General features: G+C 66.7%; 21 protein-coding genes. 18 read left to right on the forward strand and 3 right to left on the reverse strand.

What is annotated here, in order from left to right; translation table 11 throughout:
* Nucleotides 1-538 precede the first annotated feature (538 nt).
* From ectA to BKG60_RS14190, 11 genes are all read left to right on the forward strand, one after another.
* Nucleotides 539-1,084, forward strand: a complete 546-nt coding sequence (gene ectA, locus BKG60_RS14140) for a diaminobutyrate acetyltransferase (protein WP_070188720.1) — start codon at nucleotides 539-541, stop codon at nucleotides 1,082-1,084.
* Nucleotides 1,085-1,131: 47 nt separating this feature from the next.
* A complete protein-coding gene (gene ectB, locus BKG60_RS14145; RefSeq protein WP_070188721.1) occupies nucleotides 1,132-2,418 on the forward strand; it encodes a diaminobutyrate--2-oxoglutarate transaminase in 1,287 nt (428 codons plus the stop codon).
* Nucleotides 2,419-2,431: 13 nt separating this feature from the next.
* Entirely contained in the window at nucleotides 2,432-2,824 is a 393-nt protein-coding gene (locus BKG60_RS14150; protein ID WP_070188722.1) for an ectoine synthase, read from the forward strand.
* Nucleotides 2,821-3,741 (forward strand): ectoine hydroxylase, encoded by a 921-nt coding sequence (gene thpD, locus BKG60_RS14155; protein WP_070188723.1) that lies wholly within the window; start codon nucleotides 2,821-2,823, stop codon nucleotides 3,739-3,741. Before BKG60_RS14150 ends, thpD begins: the two co-directional genes overlap by 4 nt.
* 9 nt (nucleotides 3,742-3,750) lie before the next feature.
* The gene (gene dop / locus BKG60_RS14160) at nucleotides 3,751-5,259 is read left to right on the forward strand and encodes a depupylase/deamidase Dop (protein WP_070188724.1); all 1,509 of its coding nucleotides are present in this window, start codon (nucleotides 3,751-3,753) and stop codon (nucleotides 5,257-5,259) included.
* Between the two features lie 105 nt (nucleotides 5,260-5,364).
* Nucleotides 5,365-5,559: a ubiquitin-like protein Pup gene (locus tag BKG60_RS14165; protein ID WP_003880265.1), complete on the forward strand. Its 195-nt coding sequence runs from the start codon at nucleotides 5,365-5,367 to the stop codon at nucleotides 5,557-5,559.
* 56 nt (nucleotides 5,560-5,615) lie between these two features.
* Entirely contained in the window at nucleotides 5,616-6,413 is a 798-nt protein-coding gene (gene prcB / locus BKG60_RS14170) for a proteasome subunit beta (protein ID WP_070188725.1), read from the forward strand.
* On the forward strand, nucleotides 6,414-7,154 hold the full coding sequence (gene prcA, locus BKG60_RS14175) for a proteasome subunit alpha (protein ID WP_070946421.1): 741 nt from the start codon (nucleotides 6,414-6,416) through the stop codon (nucleotides 7,152-7,154).
* 5 nt (nucleotides 7,155-7,159) lie between these two features.
* On the forward strand, nucleotides 7,160-7,903 hold the full coding sequence (locus BKG60_RS14180) for a YqjF family protein (protein WP_070946422.1): 744 nt from the start codon (nucleotides 7,160-7,162) through the stop codon (nucleotides 7,901-7,903).
* Between the two features lie 135 nt (nucleotides 7,904-8,038).
* A complete protein-coding gene (locus tag BKG60_RS14185) occupies nucleotides 8,039-9,034 on the forward strand; it encodes a nitrilase-related carbon-nitrogen hydrolase (protein WP_070946423.1) in 996 nt (331 codons plus the stop codon).
* Nucleotides 9,031-10,062, forward strand: a complete 1,032-nt coding sequence (locus BKG60_RS14190; protein WP_070946424.1) for an agmatine deiminase family protein — start codon at nucleotides 9,031-9,033, stop codon at nucleotides 10,060-10,062. Before BKG60_RS14185 ends, BKG60_RS14190 begins: the two co-directional genes overlap by 4 nt.
* A 26-nt stretch (nucleotides 10,063-10,088) precedes the next feature.
* Here BKG60_RS14190 and BKG60_RS14195 read toward each other — a convergent pair whose 3' ends face one another.
* On the reverse strand, nucleotides 10,089-10,358 hold the full coding sequence (locus BKG60_RS14195) for a hypothetical protein (protein WP_070946425.1): 270 nt from the start codon (nucleotides 10,356-10,358) through the stop codon (nucleotides 10,089-10,091).
* A gap of 337 nt (nucleotides 10,359-10,695) precedes the next feature.
* Between BKG60_RS14195 and pafA the strand changes: the two genes are divergently transcribed.
* From pafA to BKG60_RS14230, 7 genes are all read left to right on the forward strand, one after another.
* Nucleotides 10,696-12,054: a Pup--protein ligase gene (gene pafA, locus BKG60_RS14200; protein WP_110765169.1), complete on the forward strand. Its 1,359-nt coding sequence runs from the start codon at nucleotides 10,696-10,698 to the stop codon at nucleotides 12,052-12,054.
* Between the two features lie 18 nt (nucleotides 12,055-12,072).
* The gene (locus tag BKG60_RS14205) at nucleotides 12,073-13,062 is read left to right on the forward strand and encodes a helix-turn-helix transcriptional regulator (protein WP_070946426.1); all 990 of its coding nucleotides are present in this window, start codon (nucleotides 12,073-12,075) and stop codon (nucleotides 13,060-13,062) included.
* The gene (locus BKG60_RS14210) at nucleotides 13,059-14,015 is read left to right on the forward strand and encodes a helix-turn-helix transcriptional regulator (protein ID WP_070946427.1); all 957 of its coding nucleotides are present in this window, start codon (nucleotides 13,059-13,061) and stop codon (nucleotides 14,013-14,015) included. Before BKG60_RS14205 ends, BKG60_RS14210 begins: the two co-directional genes overlap by 4 nt.
* A 30-nt stretch (nucleotides 14,016-14,045) precedes the next feature.
* Complete coding sequence (gene tatA, locus BKG60_RS14215; protein ID WP_070188734.1) at nucleotides 14,046-14,291, forward strand: Sec-independent protein translocase subunit TatA; 246 nt, start codon at nucleotides 14,046-14,048, stop codon at nucleotides 14,289-14,291.
* A gap of 76 nt (nucleotides 14,292-14,367) precedes the next feature.
* Nucleotides 14,368-15,324 carry a twin-arginine translocase subunit TatC gene (gene tatC, locus BKG60_RS14220; RefSeq protein ID WP_070946428.1) on the forward strand — a complete coding sequence of 319 codons (957 nt, stop codon included), beginning with the start codon at nucleotides 14,368-14,370 and terminating at the stop codon, nucleotides 15,322-15,324.
* Nucleotides 15,314-18,142, forward strand: a complete 2,829-nt coding sequence (locus BKG60_RS14225; protein ID WP_070946429.1) for a DEAD/DEAH box helicase — start codon at nucleotides 15,314-15,316, stop codon at nucleotides 18,140-18,142. The genes tatC and BKG60_RS14225 overlap by 11 nt, the downstream gene beginning before the upstream one ends.
* A gap of 39 nt (nucleotides 18,143-18,181) precedes the next feature.
* Entirely contained in the window at nucleotides 18,182-18,973 is a 792-nt protein-coding gene (locus tag BKG60_RS14230; protein ID WP_070188737.1) for a DUF4333 domain-containing protein, read from the forward strand.
* Nucleotides 18,974-18,994: 21 nt separating this feature from the next.
* Here the strand turns inward: BKG60_RS14230 and BKG60_RS14235 are convergent, their stop codons facing one another.
* Complete coding sequence (locus BKG60_RS14235) at nucleotides 18,995-19,957, reverse strand: 5'-3' exonuclease (protein WP_075909699.1); 963 nt, start codon at nucleotides 19,955-19,957, stop codon at nucleotides 18,995-18,997.
* Complete coding sequence (locus BKG60_RS14240; protein ID WP_070946430.1) at nucleotides 19,954-20,805, reverse strand: hypothetical protein; 852 nt, start codon at nucleotides 20,803-20,805, stop codon at nucleotides 19,954-19,956. Before BKG60_RS14240 ends, BKG60_RS14235 begins: the two co-directional genes overlap by 4 nt.
* Nucleotides 20,806-20,811: the final 6 nt, after the last annotated feature.

Raw genomic sequence — 20,811 nt, forward strand, 5'->3', positions numbered from 1 at the left:
TACTGCACCAAGCAATCACTGCTTCGGCAAGCACTGGTGCCGAGAGCGGTGCAGTGTGTCGTGGGTCTCACTCTGCTGCTTACGGATCCCATGGTGTTGCCCGGACCACAGCGCGGAGACCGAAGAGAATGAGGTGACGGAAATGGCCATGTGCATTCCCGCGCGCTATCGGAAATGCGCCTGCCAGCGATTATTAAAACTTGATTGGAATTTCTGAGCGGCTCGGTGACTGGACATATCCCGGGCGCGCGCGGTTGGTTTTGCCGGCGCGATCGCCGGTGGTGACCCGAGGGGCCAGGTGCTGTGAGGGTGGTACACGCGCGCCAATGTAACGATCAGATAACAGCGCTAACAATTTTCTGAGATTGACGAATCGCGAAGTTAATGCAGGTCAAAGCGGGTGAATGTAGACGGAATATCGGTCCTGACGCGGTGTCGGCGCTTGATCCCGGCACTGCGGTGTGCTTACGTCGAGGGCACCGATGGCTTGAAACTGACGATGATCGCTGAGAAGTTCGGTGGTGACTTTTAACTCGATATGCGTGTTTTAGAAAGCGTTCCGGGACGCCATTCCCGGGAAGAATTCCTGCGCGCCCCGCGGGGTACCGATGCGATTGGCATCCGTGACCTCGCCGAAGCGACCGGGGTGCTGGATGTGAATTCCACCTACGCCTATCTGTTGCTGGCAACAGATTTTGCTGCGTCGTCAATCGTGGCCGAGCGCGACGGTGAGCTGCACGGATTCATCACGGGCTACCACCCGCCGCCACGGCCGGACGTCCTGTTCGTCTGGCAGGTCGCCGTGGCCCCCTCGGCCCAGGGCGGGGGACTGGCCTCCACGATGCTCGACGCACTCGTGCACCGGGTCCGCACACAGCGCGACGGCCGCCCGATCACCGTCGAGGCGACGGTGGCGCCAGGCAACGCAGCCTCACGCGCGTTCTTCGGGGCCTTCGCGCGCCGGCACGGTGTCCCGCTCGTCGAGGACCCGCACTTCGAGCGCAACCTCCTCGACGCCGACGGGGCGCACGAGGATGAGCCGATTCTGCGGATGGGGCCCATCACCACTCCGCTCTCGCGCTGAAATCAGTTATCTGATAACTAGTTTGATTCGATTGGAAGGATTATCCCTTGCTGCTCGCTACGACAGCTCCGTTGACCGAGTCTGACCTTCCCGACGTGTTCAGCTCGGTCGAGTCCGAGGTCCGCAGCTATTGCCGCAGCTGGCCCACCGTCATGAACCGTGCGGCCGGCTGCTGGGTGACCGATACGGCGGGCCGTACCTACATCGACTTCTTCGCCGGGGCGGGTGCGCTGAACTACGGCCACAACAACCCCGCGCTGAAGGAGCCGTTGCTCGAATACCTGGCCTCCGACGGGATCGTCCACTCGCTGGACATGGCCACTGCGGCCAAGCAGAAGTTCCTGGAGACCTTCGAACAGCTGATCCTGCGCCCGCGCGGGCTGGACTACAAGGTCCAGTTCCCCGGCCCCACCGGCGCGAACTCGGTGGAATCGGCCCTCAAGCTGGCCCGCAAGGTGACCGGCCGCGAGTCGGTTATCAGCTTTACCAACGCATTTCACGGCATGACGCTGGGTGCGTTGTCCGTGACCGGCAACTCGATGAAGCGAGCCGGGGCGGGCATCCCGCTGGTGCACGCCACCCCGATGCCGTACGACAACTATTTCGGCGGGGTCACCGAGGACTTCCAGTGGTTCGAGCGCGTGCTCGACGATTCGGGCAGCGGGTTGAACCGGCCCGCCGCGGTGATCGTCGAAACCGTCCAGGGTGAGGGCGGTCTGAACGTCGCGCGGATCGAATGGCTGCGTGCACTGGCCGAGTTGTGCCGTAAACGCGACATCTTGCTGATCGTCGACGACGTCCAGATGGGGTGTGGCAGGACCGGGCCGTTCTTCAGCTTCGAGGCGGCCGGCATCGTGCCCGATATCGTCACGATATCGAAGTCGGTCAGCGGCTACGGCCTGCCGATGGCGCTTACGCTGTTCCGCCGCGACCTCGACGTGTGGACACCGGGGGAGCACAACGGAACCTTCCGTGGCCACAACCCGGCGTTCGTCACCGCCACTGCGGCGCTCGAGACGTACTGGCAGAACGACGAATTCAGTGCCGAGACGGTGGCGAAGTCTGAGCTGACGCGGGGCCGCCTCGACGAGATCGCGGCCGCTCACGACGGCGTGACCGCTCGTGGCCGCGGGTTGGCCCAGGGCCTCAAGTTCGACCAGACGGAACTGGCCGGGCAGGTGTGCCGGGCGGCGTTCGACCGTGGTGCCCTGATGGAGACCAGCGGACCTTCCGACGAAGTGGTCAAACTGCTACCGCCGCTGACGGCTTCGTCCGCCGAGTTGTCCGAGGGGCTCGACATTCTTGCCGAGTCTGTCGCCGTCACGCTGGCCTGAGGGAGGCATTGACATGATTGTTCGCACCACTGCCGAGATCACCGGGACCGACCGTGATGTGGCCGATGCCACCTGGCGCTCCAAGCGCATCATCCTGGCCGGCGACGGCGTCGGTTTCTCGTTCCACGAGACCACCATCGAGGCCGGTTCGGTCAACGAGTTCCACTACCAGCACCACGTCGAGGCGGTGTGGGTGATCGAGGGCACCGGCACGCTGACCGATCTGGAGACGGGGCAGCAGTATCCGCTGGCCGACGGAACCATGTATCTGCTCAACAACCACGACCGCCACCGCGTCACGTGCGATGAACAGCTCCGGATGTTGTGTGTCTTCAACCCGCCGGTTACCGGGCGGGAGGTGCATGACGAGAACGGCGTTTACCCGGCGCCGCAGTCGGTCGCATGACGGCACAGCAGGACACCGAACTATCGGTGATGAGTGCAGTGACCGAGGATCGGTACCCGACGCGGCTGGAGCATGCGATCGAGCCGATACCGCGCCACGAGCCGGTGGTGTGGGGCAGCGTGGCCGATGGCCCGCTGAGTCAGCCCCATCTCGACGGCTTCTCCGAGTACGGCTATCTCGTTGCGCCCGAGACGGTATCGGATGATTGGCTGCCGCCGCTGCGGCACGAACTCGACCGGATCGCAGCGGATCTCGACACTGATGATCCGCGGGTGATCCGTGAGCCCGGCGGCGGCACGATCCGGTCCATCTTCGAACCGCATCTGTTGAGCGACCTGGTGGCCAAGGTGGTCCGGCTGGACACGGTATTGCCGGTCGCGCGTCAGTTGCTCGGCGGTGATGTGTACATCCACCAGGCGCGGATCAACCTCATGCCGGGGTTCACCGGGACCGGGTTCTACTGGCATTCGGACTTCGAGACCTGGCATGCCGAGGACGGAATGCCGGCGATCCGTGCCGTCTCGTGCTCGATCGCGCTTACCGAGAACTATCCGTACAACGGGTCGCTGATGGTGATCCCGGGGTCGCATCGCACGTTCTATCCGTGCGTCGGTGCCACGCCTGAGGACAATCACGACACCTCTCTGGTGGCGCAGAACATCGGCGTGCCGGATGAGACGACCCTGACCAAGGCCGTCGACGAGCACGACATCCACCAGTTCACCGGCCCGCCCGGAACCGCACTGTGGTTCGACGCGAATCTGCTGCACGGCTCGGGGTCCAACATCACACCCCTGCCGAGGTCGAATGTCTTCCTGGTGTTCAACTCGGTGGACAACGCGCTGACCGAGCCGTTCGCCGCCCCGAAGCCTCGGCCGGAATACCTGGCGGCTCGGAGTACAGACGCCGTCACCTAGGCTGGCCCCATGCAACGGATTATCGGAACAGAGGTCGAATACGGCATCTCATCGCCGTCCGATCCGACCGCCAATCCGATCCTGACCTCGACTCAGGCGGTGCTGGCATATGCGGCGGCCGCCGGCATCCAGCGCGGCAAGCGCACCCGGTGGGACTACGAGGTCGAAAGCCCGCTGCGCGACGCCCGCGGCTTCGACTTGTCGCGGGCGTCCGGACCGGCCCCGATCGTCGATGCCGACGAGGTGGGCGCGGCCAACATGATCCTCACCAACGGTGCCCGGTTGTATGTGGACCATGCGCACCCGGAGTACTCGGCACCCGAGTGCACCGATCCGATGGATGCGGTCATCTGGGACAAGGCCGGTGAGCGGGTGATGGAGGCCGCGGCTCGCCACGTCGCAAGCGTGCCCGGCGCGGTCAAACTGCAGTTGTACAAGAACAACGTGGACGGCAAGGGAGCCTCCTACGGGTCGCACGAGAACTACCTGATGAGCCGGCAGACGCCGTTCTCCGCGGTGATCGCCGGGTTCACGCCGTTCCTGGTGTCCCGGCAGGTGGTGACCGGCTCGGGCCGCGTCGGCATCGGACCCTCCGGCGACGACCCCGGCTTCCAGTTGTCCCAGCGGGCCGACTACATCGAGGTCGAGGTCGGCCTGGAGACCACGCTCAAACGCGGCATCATCAACACCCGTGACGAGCCACATGCCGATGCTGACAAGTACCGGCGGCTGCACGTCATCATCGGTGATGCCAACCTGGCGGAGACGTCGACCTATCTCAAGGTGGGCACCAGCTCGCTGGTGCTCGACCTGATCGAAGAGGGCCCGCAGTTCGGGCTCGATCTGTCCGATCTGGCGCTGGCCCGTCCGGTGCACGCGGTGCACGTGATCAGCCGCGATCCGTCGCTGCGCGCGACGGTGGCGCTGGCCGACGGTCGCGAGATGACCGCCCTGGCGCTGCAGCGGGTGTACCTGGAGCGGGTGGCCAAACTGGTCGACATCAAGGACGCGGATCCGCGGGCCTCGCATGTCGTCGAGACCTGGGCACACGTGCTCGACCTGCTCGAACGCGATCCGATGGAATGTGCCGAGATTCTGGACTGGCCGGCCAAGCTGCGGTTGCTGGAGGGGTTCCGCCAGCGCGAGAACTTGGGCTGGCAGGCGCCGCGGCTGCACTTGGTCGATCTGCAGTACTCCGACGTGCGGCTGGACAAGGGCCTGTACAACCGGCTGGTCGCGCGAGGTTCGATGAAGCGCCTGGTCACCGAACAGCAGGTGATCGACGCGGTGGACAATCCGCCGACCGACACCCGCGCGTACTTCCGGGGCGAATGCCTGCGCCGGTTCGGTTCGGACATCGCCGCGGCCAGCTGGGACTCGGTGATCTTCGACCTCGGCGGCGATTCGCTCGTTCGGATTCCGACGCTGGAGCCACTGCGTGGCAGCAAGGCGCACGTCGGCGCCCTGCTGGACTCGGTGGACAGCGCCGCCGAACTCGTCGAGCAACTCACGAACTGACCATTTCCGGCGGTGAGCTATCCCGGGCAATCCGGGTGCCGACCGGTACTGTGGAAGGACCGGTTGGGCGGTTAGCCCTACCGATGACAATTGCAGGAGGCAGCGATGGCTCAAGAGCAGACCAAGCGTGGCGGTGGCGGCGGCGAGGACGACGACCTCCCGGGTGCATCGGCCGCCGGCCAGGAGCGTCGCGAGAAGCTGGCCGAGGAGACTGACGATCTGCTCGATGAGATCGACGACGTGCTGGAAGAGAACGCAGAAGACTTCGTGCGCGCATACGTTCAAAAGGGCGGCCAGTGACCTGGCGCGAAAACTTGTCTCTGCCCCAACCCCTCTCCGGTACTCCCTCTGTAGCAATGGATCTGTCGTCCTTCTCTGAACTGCTGCGTCGACAGGCCCCCGAACTGTTGCCGGGTAACCGTGTCGCCGACGGCGCGATCAACCCGACCAACGCGGTGCCGCACGGAACGACCATCGTCGCGATCAAGTACCCCGGCGGCGTACTGATCGCCGGTGACCGCCGCGCTACCCAGGGCAACATGATCGCCGGTCGCGATGTGCAGAAGGTCTACATCACCGACGACTACACGGCGACCGGCATCGCGGGCACCGCTGCCATCGCGGTCGAGTTCGCTCGCCTATACGCGGTGGAACTCGAGCACTACGAGAAGCTCGAGGGTGTCGCCCTGACATTCGGCGGCAAGGTGAACCGGCTGGCGATCATGGTGCGCGGCAATCTCGGTGCGGCACTACAAGGTTTCGTGGCGCTCCCGTTGCTGGTGGGCTTCGATACCGACGCGCCCGACGCCGAGAATGCGGGCCAGATCGTGTCGTTCGATGCCGCGGGCGGCTGGAACATCGAGGAGGAGGGTTACCAGTCGGTGGGCTCCGGCTCGATCTTCGCCAAGTCGTCGATCAAGAAGCTCTATCCGCAAGTGGTGGATGTGGATTCCGCGCTTCGGGTGGCCGTCGAGTCGCTCTACGACGCAGCCGACGACGATTCGGCCACCGGTGGTCCCGATCTGGTGCGCGGCATCTATCCGACCGCGGTGACGATCGGTGCCGAGGGCGCCGAGGTGGTCACCGAGGAACGCATCGCCGAGCTGGCCCGCGAGGTCATCGCGCGCCGGACCCGGACGGGCGGTGAGGGGTAAATGAGCTTCCCGTATTTCATCTCGCCCGAGCAGGCGATGCGTGAGCGTTCCGAACTGGCGCGCAAGGGCATTGCCCGCGGTCGCAGCGTGGTGGCGCTGGCCTATGACCGCGGCGTGCTGTTCGTGGCGGAGAACCCGTCGAGGTCGCTGCAGAAGGTCAGCGAGCTCTATGACCGGGTCGGTTTCGCTGCCGTCGGCCGGTTCAACGAGTTCGACAATCTGCGGCGCGGCGGTATCCAGTTCGCCGACACCCGCGGCTACGCCTACGACCGCCGCGACGTTACCGGCCGTCAGCTGGCCAACGTGTACGCGCAGACGCTGGGCACGATCTTCACCGAGCAGGCCAAGCCCTACGAAGTTGAACTGTGTGTGGCCGAGGTGGCGCACTACGGCGAGACGAAAGCTCCGGAGCTGTACCGGATCACCTATGACGGGTCGATCGCCGACGAGCCTCATTTCGTGGTGATGGGCGGAACCACCGAGCCGATCATCACTGCATTGAACGAATCGTACGCGGAGAATGCCGACCTGGGCGCCGCGGTCAAGATCGCGATCGAGGCACTGAGTGCGAGCGGCAACGGCTCCGAGCCGCGCATACTCGGACCCGCAACCCTCGAGGTCGCGGTTCTCGACGCCACGCGGCCGCGCCGCTGCTTCCGCCGGATCACCGGGGCAGCACTGGAAGCTCTTCTGCCTGAACCAGATTCGGCTTCAGATTCGGATTCCGAACCGGCTGAGTAGCCGCGATGGTCGAGCCGGTCAGCCCCGTAGCGCCAGTGCTGACCGGCGCCAGGATTCTGCGCCAGAACTGGGTCGACCTGACTTTTCTGCACTGGCCGGTTGCCCCGGGCCGAATCGCGCACCTCTTTCCGGCCGGAACCGCCCCTGACACCTTCGACGGGGCAAGCTACGTCGGCGTGGTGGCCTTCCGGATGACGGGCACCGGCTTCGGCCATGGGCCCGGACTGCTCGGCAGTTTCCTGGAGACCAATGTGCGGTTGTACTCGGTCGATCGCACCGGGCGTCGCGGCGTCGTGTTCCTGAGCTTGGACACGCCGAGGGTCGATGTCGTGCTTGCGGCCCGTGCCGCGCTGGGAGTCCGCTATCGGTGGGCCCGGATGTCGTACCACCGGGCTGGGAACCGGCACGTCTACACGACGGCGGTGCGTTGGCCGCGAAGCCGGGCCCGTAGCCGCATCGAGGTGGAGGCTGGCGATCTTCTGACGCCGGGGCAGCTCGACCATTTTCTGACTGCGCGCTGGGGTTTACATGTCGCCCATGCCGGACGCACCTGGTACGTGCCCAACGAGCACCCGGCCTGGTCGTTACGGTCTGCAGAGCTGCTGGGGTTCGATGAGTCCGGACTGTTCGCCTCGGTCGGCCTCGACGGGCTGTGCGACGGGCCGCCTGCGCACGTCGCGTTCAGCGACGGCGTGCCTGCCCGGTTCGGGTGGCCGCTGCGGGTCGGCACGTCCAACCGATCCCGTTGACCACGGTTTCGGCGGTGCCGCCAACACCGGTGTCGGCGCAGCGAACCGGGTCGACCGCCGCCTCACGTCGTGCTTTACAACGGATGTCAGCTGGGTCACAATAAAACGAACGCCATTCGTTTTAGGAGACGACAGATGATCACCCTGACTGCCGCCGCGCCTGAGTCGCTGTCCCGAAGCGCCGAGTCGACGCGTCCCCTTCTGCGGGTCGGGCTGGTGCAGCACCGGTGGCGGCCCGATGCGGGCGAACTGGTCAAGGTGCTGCGGAACGGCATCGATCGCGCGGCCGGCGCCGGTGCCGCGCTCGTCTGCCTGGCGGAGATAACCCTGTTGCGGTACCCCGCGGACACCCCGGCCGCATCGAATCCCGGCGCATCGGCGGAGGATCTCACCGAAGGTCCGACCTTCGCCCTGGCCGCTGAGGCGGCCCGCGCCAACGGCGTCTTCGTACACGCCTCTCTGTACGAAAAGGCGCCGGCCGAAGACGGATTGGGCTTCAACACGGCAATCCTGGTGACCCCGTCGGGGGAGTTGGCCGGGCACACCCGCAAGCTGCACATCCCGATCTCGGCCGGCTACTACGAAGACACCTATTTCCGTCCGGGTCCCGGACCGTCCACCGGCGAGGCCGCCCCCTATCCGGTGTACAACCCGGAGGGTCTTGGTGCCCGCATCGGCCTGCCGACCTGCTGGGACGAATGGTTCCCGGAAGTGGCGCGCAGCTATTCACTCGGCGGTGCCGAGATTGTCGTCTACCCGACGGCCATCGGTTCGGAACCGGTGTTCCCGGCCTTCGACACCCAACCGCTGTGGCAGCACGTGATCGTCGCCAACGGCATCAGCAGCGGCCTGTTCATGGTGGTGCCCAACCGCACCGGTGACGAGGGCAAGGTCAGCTTCTACGGCTCGTCGTTCATCTCCGACCCGTTCGGCCGGGTGCTGGTACAGGCTCCTCGTGACGAAGAAGCCGTGCTGGTCGCCGATCTGGATCTGGATCAGCGCCGGGACTGGCTGGAGCTGTTCCCGTTTCTGCTCACCCGGCGGCCGGACACCTACGCCGCGCTGACCGCGCCCGTCGACGCGGCGCATCCGTATGGGCTCGGCCACGAAGCCACGGCGGTAGTGAAATGACCACCTACCGGATGCCGGCCGAGAGTGCACCGCAGGATCGGGTGTGGATGGCGTTCCCGTCCGCAGGCTATTCGCTCGGCGACAGCGTGGCCGAACATCACGAAGCGCGCAGCACCTGGGCGGCAGTCGCGCACGCGGTGCTGGAGTTCGAGCCGGTGACGATGGTGGTGGACCCCGCCGAGATGGCCGCGGCCCGGCGCTACCTGTCCGCTGCTGTCGACATCGTCGAGGCGCCGCTGAACGACGCCTGGATGCGCGACATCGGTCCCACCTTCGTCCATACCGGGGACGGCTCGGTGGCTGCGGTGGACTGGGTGTTCAACGGTTGGGGGGCCCAGGATTGGGCGCAGTGGGATCGGGACTCGAAAATCGGTGCCGCCGTGGCTGACTGGTCTGGCGTGCCGGTGGTCGATTCGCGCCTGGTGAATGAGGGCGGCGGAATCCAGGCCGACGGGCTGGGCACCGTCCTGCTCACCGAAACCGTGCAACTGGATCCCGGCCGCAACCCCGGATCCACCAAGGCCGATGTGGAAGCCGAGTTGGCCCGCACCATCGGTGCCGACCACGCGGTCTGGCTGCCGCGCGGGCTGACCCGCGACTCGCAGCGCTTCGGCACCCGTGGGCACGTCGACATCGTGGCGGCGATCCCCGCGCCCGGGCGGTTGATGCTGCATACGCAACGCGCGGCCTCACATCCGGATCACCTGGTGTGCAAGGAAATTCGGGCAGCGATTGAGCAGACGCACGATGTCGCCGGGCGGCCGTGGGAGATGGTGGAGCTACCCGCGCCCGACCAGTTGACCGATGCCGAAGGGTTCGTCGACTACAGCTACATCAACCACCTGGTGGTCAACGGCGGGGTGATCGCCTGTGCGTTCGGCGATCCGAGGGACGCGGACGCAGTGGCGATACTGGCCGAACAATATCCGGGCCGCCGGGTCCTCAGCGTGGATGCCCGTCCGTTGTTCGAACGTGGCGGTGGCATTCACTGCATCACCCAGCATCAGCCTTCGCCCTTCCGGCGGTGATCAGATTGCCGGCCCGCCGGCGGTGATCAGACGGTGACGGCGCTGACGTCCGGCGTGTGTTCGCGCCGCCGGCCGACGTAGGTCAGCCACAGGCCCATGGCGGTCATCAGCAGGAAGAAGATGCGGGCAGCCATGGCCAGCTCGCGCAGCGCCACGAACCAACCGAACGGGGAGATGAGCGCCGCCGTGACGCGGTACCAGTACTGGTGGAACACGATCACGATCAGACCCATCATCAGCATCACCGCGCGGGCTGTGGTCGCCGACGACAGCCTCGACGCAGTCGCCAGCTGCATGCCTATTTCGGGGCGTCGGCCGCCTGGAAGGCCGACAACCCGGAGATCGTGGCCGTCCCGGACCTGTGGCGGGACGAGAACGCGCCGTTCCGTCAGAAGCCGGCCAAGGAATCCATGCGCACGCGGTCGCGCCGAGGGCGACGGATCCAGTGGTGTCGAGGCCGGCGGTCCGCGCGCAGCGGGTGGTCGGCGCATAGCCGGTCACCCCACGTCGGCCCGGCTCAGATCGGTGATGCCGGTACCGATCAGCCCGAGCATCTGCGATGTCCAGATTTTGCCGCACGGTCACCGCGCGCTTGTCCACCGTTGCGGTGAACCACCCCGTAAGCTCGTTAGCGTGCAGCGACGAATCATGGGTATCGAGACGGAATTCGGTGTGACCTGCACGTTCCATGGCCATCGCCGGCTCAGCCCCGACGAGGTTGCCCGCTATCTGTTCCGGCGGGTGGTGTCGTGGGGCCGCAGTTCCAACGTGTTCCTGCGCAACGGTGCGCGGTTGTATCTCGACGTGGGCAGCCACCCCGAGTACGCGACCGCCGAATGCGACAACCTGACCCAGCTGGTCACCCACGATCGCGCCGGCGAGCGCGTCCTGGAAGACCTGCTGATCGATGCCGAGCAGCGGCTCGCCGACGAGGGTATCGGCGGGGACATCTACCTGTTCAAGAACAACACGGATTCGGCGGGCAACTCCTACGGCTGCCACGAGAACTACCTGATCGTGCGGGCCGGTGAGTTCTCCCGGATCTCCGATGTGCTGCTTCCGTTCCTGGTCACCCGCCAGCTCATCTGCGGTGCGGGCAAGGTGCTGCAGACGCCCAAGGCCGCCACCTACTGCCTGAGCCAACGTGCCGAGCACATCTGGGAGGGCGTCTCCAGCGCGACGACCCGGTCACGTCCGATCATCAACACCCGCGACGAGCCGCACGCCGACGCCGAGAAATACCGTCGGCTGCACGTCATCGTCGGTGACTCGAATATGTGCGAGGCCACCACGATGCTCAAGGTGGGCACCGCCTCGCTGGTGCTGGAGATGATCGAGGCCGGCGTCCCGTTCCGCGACTTCTCCCTCGACAACCCGATCCGCGCCATCCGCGAGGTGAGCCACGACCTCACCGGGCGGCGCCCGGTCCGGCTGGCCGGCGGGCGCCAGGCCAGCGCATTGGATATTCAGCGCGAGTACTACAGCCGGGCCGTGGAGTATCTGCAGACCCGTGAGCCGAGCACCCAGATCGAGCAGGTGGTCGATCTGTGGGGCCGCCAACTGGACGCGGTCGAGAGTCAGGACTTCGCCAAGGTCGACACCGAGATCGACTGGGTGATCAAGCGCAAGCTGTTCCAGCGCTACCAGGATCGCTACAACATGGAGCTGTCGGACCCGAAGATCAGCCAGCTGGATCTGGCCTACCACGACATCAAGCGCGGTCGCGGGGTCTTCGACCTGCTGCAGCGCAAAGGACTGGCCGCCCGCATCACCACCGACGAGGACATCGACGCCGCGGTCGACACCCCGCCGCAGACCACCCGGGCCAAGCTGCGCGGCGAGTTCATCAGCGCCGCACAGGAAGCGGGCCGGGACTTCACCGTCGACTGGGTGCACCTCAAGCTCAACGATCAAGCGCAACGCACCGTGCTGTGCAAGGATCCGTTCCGGTCGGTCGATGAGCGGGTCAAGCGCCTGATCGCCAGCATGTGAGCTCTAAGCTTTCATCTCGTGGCGGTATCCAAAGTCGAGCGGTTGATGAACCTTGTCATCGCCCTGCTGTCCACCGATCGTTTTCTGCCGGCAGAAAAGATCCGCAAAATCGTCCAGGGCTACGACGACAGCGCCAGTGACGAGGCGTTCTCGCGAATGTTCGAGCGCGACAAGAACGAATTGCGCGATCTGGGAATTCCGCTGGAGACCGGTCGGGTGTCGAAGTTCGATGCAGGCGAGGGGTATCGGATCAACCGCGAGGCGTACGCGCTTCCGGCCGTCGAGCTGACCACCGACGAGGCCGCTGCCGTCGCGGTGGCCACGCAGCTGTGGCAGTCACCGGAGTTGATCACCGCGACCCAGGGGGCGGTGCTCAAGTTGCGGGCGGCCGGTGTGGACGTCGAGGGTGGTGATCCGGCGGTCGCGATCACCTCCACCGCGGTGTTGCCCGGCATCCGCGGTTCGGAGAAGGTGCTGGGAACCTTGCTGTCGGCCATCGACACCGGCCGGGTGGTGCAGTTCGAACATCGCTATTCGCGCAGCGATCCCTACACGACGCGCACCGTCGAACCGTGGGGAGTGGTGACGCACCGGGGTCGTTGGTACCTCGTGGGTCATGACCGGCTCCGTGACGACACCCGTACCTTCCGGCTGTCCCGGCTCGGTGAGACGGTCGCCGCGATCGGCGAGGCCGGTGCCGTGCAGAAACCCGACGGCGTCAACCTGCGCGAGGTCGTCGAGCGCGTCGTCGCCGAGTCGCCGACCGGGGAGCAGGCCCGGGTCTGGGTGGCTGACGGGCGGGCCACCGCCTTGCGGCGCCAGGCCACCGCGACCCAGGCGCGAACGCTGGCCGGTCGCACCGGGGAGGAGATCACCGTCGACGTCGGGGGATACGACAGATTGGCCAGGGAGATCGCGAGTTACGGGGCCGACGCCGTGGCGTTGGCGCCGCAATCGCTGCGCGAGGACGTATTGGTGCGGTTGCGGGCGCAGGCGGGCCGCGCATGAGCCAGGTGTCGACCCGGCTGGTCCGGATGCTGAACATGGTGCCGTACTTCCAGTCGAACCCGAAGGTCACGCGCGCGGAGGCGGCCGGGGCGCTGGGGGTGACCCCCAAACAGCTTGACGACGACCTACGGCAGTTGTGGATGTGTGGGCTGCCCGGATACAGCCCCGGCGATCTCATCGACTTCGATTTCGAGGGTGACACCGTCGAAGTCACGTTCAGTGCCGGTGTGGATCGCCCGCTGCGGTTGACCTCTACCGAGGCCACCGGCATCTTGGTCGCGTTGCGGGCTTTGGTCGATGTGCCCGGCATGGTCGATCCGGAGGCCGCACGCAGCGCGATCGCCAAGATCGAATCCGCCGCCGGCAGCAAGCTGGCGGCCGTCGACGAGCCGGCGCCGTCCGAGAGCGTCGCCGCCGCTGCCGTGCGGGCTGCGGTGCGCGACGGGCGGGCGGTGACACTGGAGTACTACTCGGCGTCGCGGGACTCGTTGAGCCGTCGCACTGTCGATCCGATCCGGGTCGCACTCGTGGGCGACAACAGCTATCTGGAGGCGTGGTGCCGCACTGCCGAGGCGGTGCGGTTGTTCCGTTTCGACCGCATCGTCGACGCACAGGTGCTCGACGAGGCGTCGGTACCGCCGCCACCGGCGGTGCAGGCCGGCCCCGACACGTCATTGTTCGACGCCGATCCGGCGCTGCCGTCGGCCAGCCTGCTGGTTGATGCGACTGCGGCGTGGGTGTTCGACTATTACCCGCTGCGGGTGGTCAACGAACTGCCCGGCGGAGCCTGCGAAGCGGCGATGACCTACGCCTCCGACGAGTGGATGGCCAGGTTCGTCCTCGGTTTCGGCTCGGCGGTCACGGTGTTGGCCCCGCAGTCGTTGGCGCAGCGCGTGCGTGACGCGGCCGCTGAGGCGCTGCGTGTCTACGACGCCGACGACGCACGCGGGTAGACTCGGCACGGACGTCTGGAGGTAACCAAATTGGGTGGTCTACAACCCTGGCACTGGGTCATTGTCATCGCGGTGTTCGTGCTGCTTTTCGGCGCCAAGAAGCTGCCGGATGCCGCGCGGTCGCTGGGCAAGTCGATGAGGATCTTCAAGTCGGAGATCAAGGAGATGCAGTCGGATTCCTCCTCCTCGGCCGAGGCCCCGCCGGCCAAGCCGATCGCCTCCGAGCGGGTCGACGCTCCGGCTCCCGAGCAGTCTCCGGACCGCCACACGGCCTGACCGGTCCGGCACCTCATCGCGGCCATCGCCCGCGATGGACGTGCCGTGTCTACGACCAGGCCGCTAGAACACGCCCGTGACCTCCGGATTCATCAAGAAACTCGATCCCCGTCGCCGCCGTTCTCGGGTCAATCCCGACGGCACGATGTCGTTGGTCGACCACCTACACGAGCTGCGCAATCGTCTGTTGATCAGCGTGCTCGCCGTTGTCTTGACGACAATCTTCGGCTTCCTCTGGTACACCAACGGCTTTTTCGGCCTGAACAGTCTGGGGGAATGGCTGCGCGGCCCGTACTGCGCGCTACCTGACTCGGCGCGGGCGACCATCGCACCCGACGGTGAGTGCCGACTACTGGCCACCGGCCCGTTCGACCAGTTCATGCTGCGCCTGAAGGTGGCGCTGGCCACCGGGTTGGTGCTGGCCTGCCCGGTATGGCTCTACCAGTTGTGGGCGTTCATCACCCCAGGCTTGTACAAGAAGGAACGCCGCTTCGCGATGGCGTTCGTCGGTGTCGGCGCGGTGCTGTTCATCGCGGGTGCCATCCTGGCCTACGTGGTCCTGGCGACCGCGCTCGGCTTCCTGCTCACAGTTGGCAGCGATGTGCAGGTCACCGCGCTGTCGGGTGAGCAATACTTCGGGTTCTTGATCAACCTGTTGCTGGTGTTCGGCATCAGCTTCGAGTTCCCACTTCTGATCATCATGCTCAACCTGGTCGGCATGCTCAGCTATGAGCGGCTCAAGGTCTGGCGCCGCGGACTGATCTTCGGCCTGTTCGTGTTCGCGGCGTTCGCTACGCCGGGCTCTGACCCGTTCACCATGCTGGCGCTGGCCTGCGCGCTCAGCCTCCTGCTCGAGTTCGCCATCCAGATCGCGCGGGTCAACGACAAACGCAAGGCCCGGCGCGCGGCGCTGGAGGTGCCCGAGGATGAGGCCGCGCCGATCCCGACGGCGGAATCGATTGGACGGCCCGAACCGGTGACAGAGCCGGATTTGGGGACGGCAAGGATCGACATCGACGACGATGCCACCTGATTCGGGTGACCGACCCGGCGTTGAGCTGACCAGGTTCACCGCCGAATATCCGTTCGCCCTCGACGATTTCCAGCTGCGAGCGTGCCGCGCACTCGAAAACGGCCACGGCGTATTGGTGTGCGCACCGACCGGGGCCGGCAAGACGGTGGTCGGTGAGTTCGCGGTGCACCTGGCGTTGGCGGCGGGCGGCAAATGCTTCTACACCACACCGATCAAGGCGCTGAGCAACCAGAAGCACAACGATCTGGTGGCTCGCTACGGCGCGGAAAAGATCGGGCTCCTCACCGGCGACCAGTCGGTCAACGGTGACGCCGACATCGTGGTGATGACCACCGAAGTGCTGCGCAACATGTTGTATGCGAATTCGCCTGCACTGCAAGGACTTTCCTATGTGGTGATGGATGAGGTGCATTTCCTGGCCGACCGGATGCGCGGTGCGGTGTGGGAAGAGGTCATCCTGCACCTGCCAGAGGACGTGCTGCTGGTCAGCCTGTCGGCGACAGTCAGCAATGCCGAGGAGTTCGGCGGCTGGATCCAGACCGTCCGCGGCGACACCACCGTCGTCGTCGACGAACACCGGCCGGTGCCACTGTCGCAGCACATGCTGGTCGGCCGTCGGCTGTTCGACCTGTTCGAGGGCACCGGAAGCCGTGGCGGAGCCTCCCCGACATCAAGCTTGGTCGACCCGGAGCTGTTGCGTCACATCAGCCATCGCCGCGAGGCCGATCGACTGGCCGACTGGCAACCGCGCGGGCGGGGCCGTGGACGTGGCACCGGAGGCCGCCCGCACCTGTACCGCCCGCCCATCCGGCCCGACGTCATCGCCACCCTCGACGCCGCTGGGCTGCTGCCCGCCATCACTTTCGTGTTCTCGCGTGCCGGTTGCGATGCGGCGGTCCAACAGTGCCTGCGGGCGCCGCTGCGGCTGACCACCGACGAAGAGCGCGCCCGGATCGCCGATATCGTCGAGCGTCGCTGCGCCGACCTGGCCGAATCCGATCTCATCGTCCTCGATTACCACCAGTGGCGCGAAGGCCTGCTGCGCGGGCTGGCCGCCCACCACGCCGGCATGCTTCCGGTGTTCCGGCACACCGTGGAAGAGCTGTTCACCGCAGGCCTGGTCAAGGCGGTGTTCGCCACCGAGACCCTGGCACTCGGCATCAACATGCCCGCCCGCACCGTGGTACTCGAGCGGCTGGTGAAGTTCAACGGCGAGCAGCATGTCCCGTTGACCCCGGGGGAGTACACCCAGCTGACCGGGCGCGCAGGCCGCCGCGGCATCGACGTCGAAGGTCATGCCGTGGTGCTGTGGCGGCCCGACGACAGCAATGCCGAACCCGCCGAGGTCGCCGGGCTGGCCTCCACCCGAACCTTTCCGCTGCGCAGCTCGTTCGCCCCGAGTTACAACATGACCATCAACCTGGTGCAGCAGATGGGTCCCGAACAGGCCCACAAACTGCTGGAGCGTTCCTTCGCCCAGTACCAGGCGGACCGGTCGGTGGTCGGGTTGGTCCGGGGGATCGCGCGCGGCGAGCGGATGATGGGCGAGCTGGCCGCCGAACTCGGTGGGGCCGACGAGCGCTCGCGCGAGGAGCCGTGGACTGAGCCGCCCATCCTTCAATACGTCCGGTTGCGGACCAAGATCGGTGAACGCGAACGCGCGCAGTCGCGGGCATCGAGGCTGCAGCGGCGCAGGGCCGCCACCGACGCCTTGGCCGCGTTGCGGCGCGGCGACATCATCACCATCACCCACGGCCGCCGCGGCGGACTGGCAGTGGTGCTGGAACCTGCCCAACGCGACAGCGACGATCCCCGGCCGCTGGTGCTCACCGAACATCGTTGGGCCGGCCGGATTTCGTCAGCCGACTATTCGGGGGCCTCGGCCCCGCTGGGAACGATGACCCTGCCCAAGCGCGTCGAACATCGGCAACCCCGCGTGCGCCGGGACCTGGCTTCGGCGTTGCGGTCGGCCGCCGCCGAACTTTCGGTGCCTTCCAAGCGCGCGAGCCGGGGCGGCCCGGCCCCGGAACGAGATGTCGACCCCGAGCTTGCCGGACTGCGTGAACAGCTGCGCCGTCACCCGGCGCACCAACTACCCGACCGTGAGGCTCAGGCCAGGATCGCCGAACGCTATCTGCGCATCGAGCGCGACAACGGCCAGATCCAGCAGAAGGTGAACGCGGCGACGAACTCGCTGGCACGCACCTTCGACCGGATCGTGGCGCTGCTCAGCGAACGTGGCTTCATCGGAGTGCACAACGAGGGCGAATCCAAGCCGGATCTCAGGGTCACCGATGCCGGCCGGTTGCTGGCCCGCATCTACAGCGAGAGCGATCTGTTGGTGGCCGAGTGTCTGCGTGCCGGGGTGTGGGACGGTTTGCAGCCCGCCGAACTGGCAGGCGTGCTGTCCGCTGTGCTCTTCGAATCGCGCGGGGACACCGCGGGCGGCACCGTGGGAGTCGACATTCCCACCGCGGGCCTTCGCCGCGCACTGGCCCAGACCCGGCGAGTGTCGGCCGACCTGCGAAGTGACGAACAGCGGCACCGGTTGGCTCCCGGCCGCGAACCCGACGAGGGTTTCGTCACCGCGGTCTACCGCTGGGCTACCACCGGTGACCTGGGCGCCGCGCTCGCGGCCTCCGATGTCGGCGGTTCAGGTTCGGCACTGTCGGCCGGCGATTTCGTCCGGTGGTGCCGGCAGGTAGTCGATCTGCTCGACCAGGTGCGCAACGCCGCGCCCACGCCCGCGCTGCGCAATACCGCGAAACGCGCCGTCAACGATGTTCGTCGCGGCGTTGTTGCTGTTGATGCGGGGTAGGGTGTTTTTGGCTACACACGAACAGGATCAAGGAGAACCATGAGCGGACCGCAGGGACCTGACCAGGGACAGCAATGGCCCGGTCAGCAGCCTGAGCCCGGAGGGGACCAGGCGCAGGGTGCCGAGGCGTGGCAACCGCCCACCCCCGCATCCGAGGACCCCACGCCTCAAGCTCCGGCCTGGCAGCCGCCGGCATACACGCCGCAGCAGTATCCGTCGTACCAACCGCCTGCCCAAGGCGTGCAGCAGCCGGATTACTCGCAGCCCCAGCAGCCGCAGTACCCGGGAACCGAGCAGTACGGCCAGCAGGCGTACCCGGCTCCGGGCCAGCCGCAGTACGGCCAGGTGCCGGGCTACGGTCAGCAGCCGCAGTACGGCCAACCCGGCCAGCCCCCGCAGTTCGGTCAGCCGGGGCCATACGGCCAGCCGGGCCCGTACGGCGCTCCCGGACAGTTCGGGCAATACGGTATGCCGGGTGCCGAGGCGGGCTCCAAGCGCTCGCTGGCGATGGTCGGCGGTATCGTCGGCGGCCTGGTGGGTCTCTTGCTGGTCATCCTCGCGGTGACCGCGTTCTGGCTGCCGGGCTGGGCGATGACGACCAAGCTCGACATCAACAAGGCACAGAGCGGCGTCGAGCAGATCCTGACCGACAAGACCAATGGCTACGGCGCGACGAAGGTCACGGGCGTCAAGTGCAACGACGGTGAGAACCCGACGGTCAAGAAGGATTCGACCTTCGACTGCGAGGTCACCATCGACGGCACCAAGCGCAAGGTCACGGTGACGTTCAAGGACGACAAGGGCACCTACGAGGTCGGTCGACCCCGGTAGCCCTGCGGTCCCGCCGCCGGGCTAGGGGTTGGGCAGTAGGTCCAGGGCCGACTGCAACCGGCTGATCGAGGAGGCCACCCCGTACGCCGCGGCAAGTTCGGCGACCCGCGCCGGGTCCTTGGCGGCCAGCGGCAGCTCATCGGTCGCGCCGGACAGTGTCACCGGCGCATCCGTGGCCACCCGGACCACCGGTTCGGCGGCGGCCACGTAGTCGGCGGCGGCCAGCAGTTTGGCCCGATGCGCTTTGGACAGTGAGGATTTCGGGTCCTCGGCGGCCGCCTGGATACCCCGCAGCGAGCCGTGTTGGGCCAGCAGCGTCGTGGCCGTCTTCTCGCCGATCCCGGGCACCCCGGGCAGTCCGTCGGACGGGTCACCGCGCAGCAAGGCCAGCTCGGCATACGCCGGTCCGGCCCGGTCGACGGGTACGCCGTAGGTCTCGGAGACCTCCGCCGGACCGAACTTCGTCGCCTTGGCCAGTCCACGGCCGATGTAGAGCACACGCACGGCAGGCGCCGGCTCGTCGCGCACCAGTTGCAGCAGGTCACGGTCCCCGCTGACGACCACCACCGGATCGTGCTGTTCGCGCGTGGCCAGCGTGCCGAGCACGTCGTCGGCTTCGAACCCGGGCGCCCCGGCGGTCACGATGCCGAACGCGTCGAGCAAATCCATGATCATCTCGACCTGGGGGGTGAGGTCGTCGGGAACCTCTTCGACATCGGGGAGGCCGTCAGGCTGGGGTTGCTCCACCCGGTGTGCCTTGTACGACGGCACCAGGTCGACCCGCCACTGCGGCCGCCAGTCATCGTCGCGGCACACCACCAGCCGACGCGGCCGCTCCCGGGTGACCAACGTGGCGATCGAGTCCAGGAATCCGCGTACCGCGTTCACCGGTCTGCCGTCGGGTGCCTTGATCGACGACGGCACACCGAAGTACGAGCGGAACCACATGCTGGCACCGTCGAGCAGCAGAACCGGGTCGTTCACTGGATCCTCCCGAACACATATGAGGCAGCGGTGACGGCTTTGTTGCCGGCACCCTCGTCGTACAAGGTGGCCCGCACCGCCATGGTGCCGCCCGCACCAGCCAGCAGCTGCGTGTCGACACGGAACGGTCCGGCCTTGCCGCGCGCCAGAAACATTACGTGAGACGAAATACCTTGCAGCGCATCGGTATCAGCGGCGGCAACCGCTGCCTTCATCGCGGCAGTTTCCAGGATCACGAACTGCGGGCCGATGTGCAGCGCGGCGTCCGGCGAGGCCATTTCGACCGCCAGTTCCGGCAGCGCCCAATGCCCGTCAGATCGCTTCCGGCCGCCGAACACCTGCCACAACGGCGGCAGGTCGGGCCCGTCGGCGATGTCGATCGGGTCGACCGGCATCTTCTCCAGCCCTTCCGGGGGCGTGCCGATCGAGATGCCCTGCCCCTCGGTGAGCGCAATGACCCGCTCCGGGTTGTCGGCGTCGACGATCACCGACCGGCTGTAGGCCAGCTGCCTGCCTTGCTTGAGTACCTCGGTGTCGACCCGGATGCGCGCGACATCCGCGGCCGGGTCCAGCACCTGGCAGGAGTGGATGACCGGGTTGGGTACGGCCTCCAGATCGCTCACGCCACCGCTGTCCGGCGACGAGATGCCCAGCACGGCCAGCAGCACACCGCCTGCCGGGTTGCGCATGTCGCGGCGCAACGTCACCGTGTCGTCGACCGGACCCAGGTCCATGGAGGAATACGAGCGCCCGAGGTAGCGGTAACTCAACAGGCCGCCCCAACGCCTGCGCAGCTCAGCGGCATACGCCTCCGGATCGTCGGTGAGATCCCGGATATCGCGCAACATTCCAGC

Origin of the sequence: Mycobacterium syngnathidarum, assembly GCF_001942625.1 — a bacterium.
Classification (GTDB): Bacteria; Actinomycetota; Actinomycetes; order Mycobacteriales; family Mycobacteriaceae; genus Mycobacterium; species Mycobacterium syngnathidarum.

Bases quoted from the DNA above. Each gene is read 5' to 3' on its own strand.
- ectA (WP_070188720.1), top strand. From the start codon at position 539: ATGCGTGTTTTAGAAAGCGTTCCGGGACGCCATTCCCGGGAAGAATTC.
- BKG60_RS14150 (WP_070188722.1), top strand. From the start codon at position 2,432: ATGATTGTTCGCACCACTGCCGAGATCACCGGGACCGACCGTGATGTG.
- thpD (WP_070188723.1), top strand. From the start codon at position 2,821: ATGACGGCACAGCAGGACACCGAACTATCGGTGATGAGTGCAGTGACC.
- dop (WP_070188724.1), top strand. From the start codon at position 3,751: ATGCAACGGATTATCGGAACAGAGGTCGAATACGGCATCTCATCGCCG.
- BKG60_RS14165 (WP_003880265.1), top strand. From the start codon at position 5,365: ATGGCTCAAGAGCAGACCAAGCGTGGCGGTGGCGGCGGCGAGGACGAC.
- prcB (WP_070188725.1), top strand. From the start codon at position 5,616: ATGGATCTGTCGTCCTTCTCTGAACTGCTGCGTCGACAGGCCCCCGAA.
- prcA (WP_070946421.1), top strand. From the start codon at position 6,414: ATGAGCTTCCCGTATTTCATCTCGCCCGAGCAGGCGATGCGTGAGCGT.
- BKG60_RS14180 (WP_070946422.1), top strand. From the start codon at position 7,160: ATGGTCGAGCCGGTCAGCCCCGTAGCGCCAGTGCTGACCGGCGCCAGG.
- BKG60_RS14185 (WP_070946423.1), top strand. From the start codon at position 8,039: ATGATCACCCTGACTGCCGCCGCGCCTGAGTCGCTGTCCCGAAGCGCC.
- BKG60_RS14190 (WP_070946424.1), top strand. From the start codon at position 9,031: ATGACCACCTACCGGATGCCGGCCGAGAGTGCACCGCAGGATCGGGTG.
- BKG60_RS14195 (WP_070946425.1), bottom strand. From the start codon at position 10,358: ATGCAGCTGGCGACTGCGTCGAGGCTGTCGTCGGCGACCACAGCCCGC.
- BKG60_RS14210 (WP_070946427.1), top strand. From the start codon at position 13,059: ATGAGCCAGGTGTCGACCCGGCTGGTCCGGATGCTGAACATGGTGCCG.
- BKG60_RS14225 (WP_070946429.1), top strand. From the start codon at position 15,314: ATGCCACCTGATTCGGGTGACCGACCCGGCGTTGAGCTGACCAGGTTC.
- BKG60_RS14230 (WP_070188737.1), top strand. From the start codon at position 18,182: ATGAGCGGACCGCAGGGACCTGACCAGGGACAGCAATGGCCCGGTCAG.
- BKG60_RS14240 (WP_070946430.1), bottom strand. From the start codon at position 20,805: ATGTTGCGCGATATCCGGGATCTCACCGACGATCCGGAGGCGTATGCC.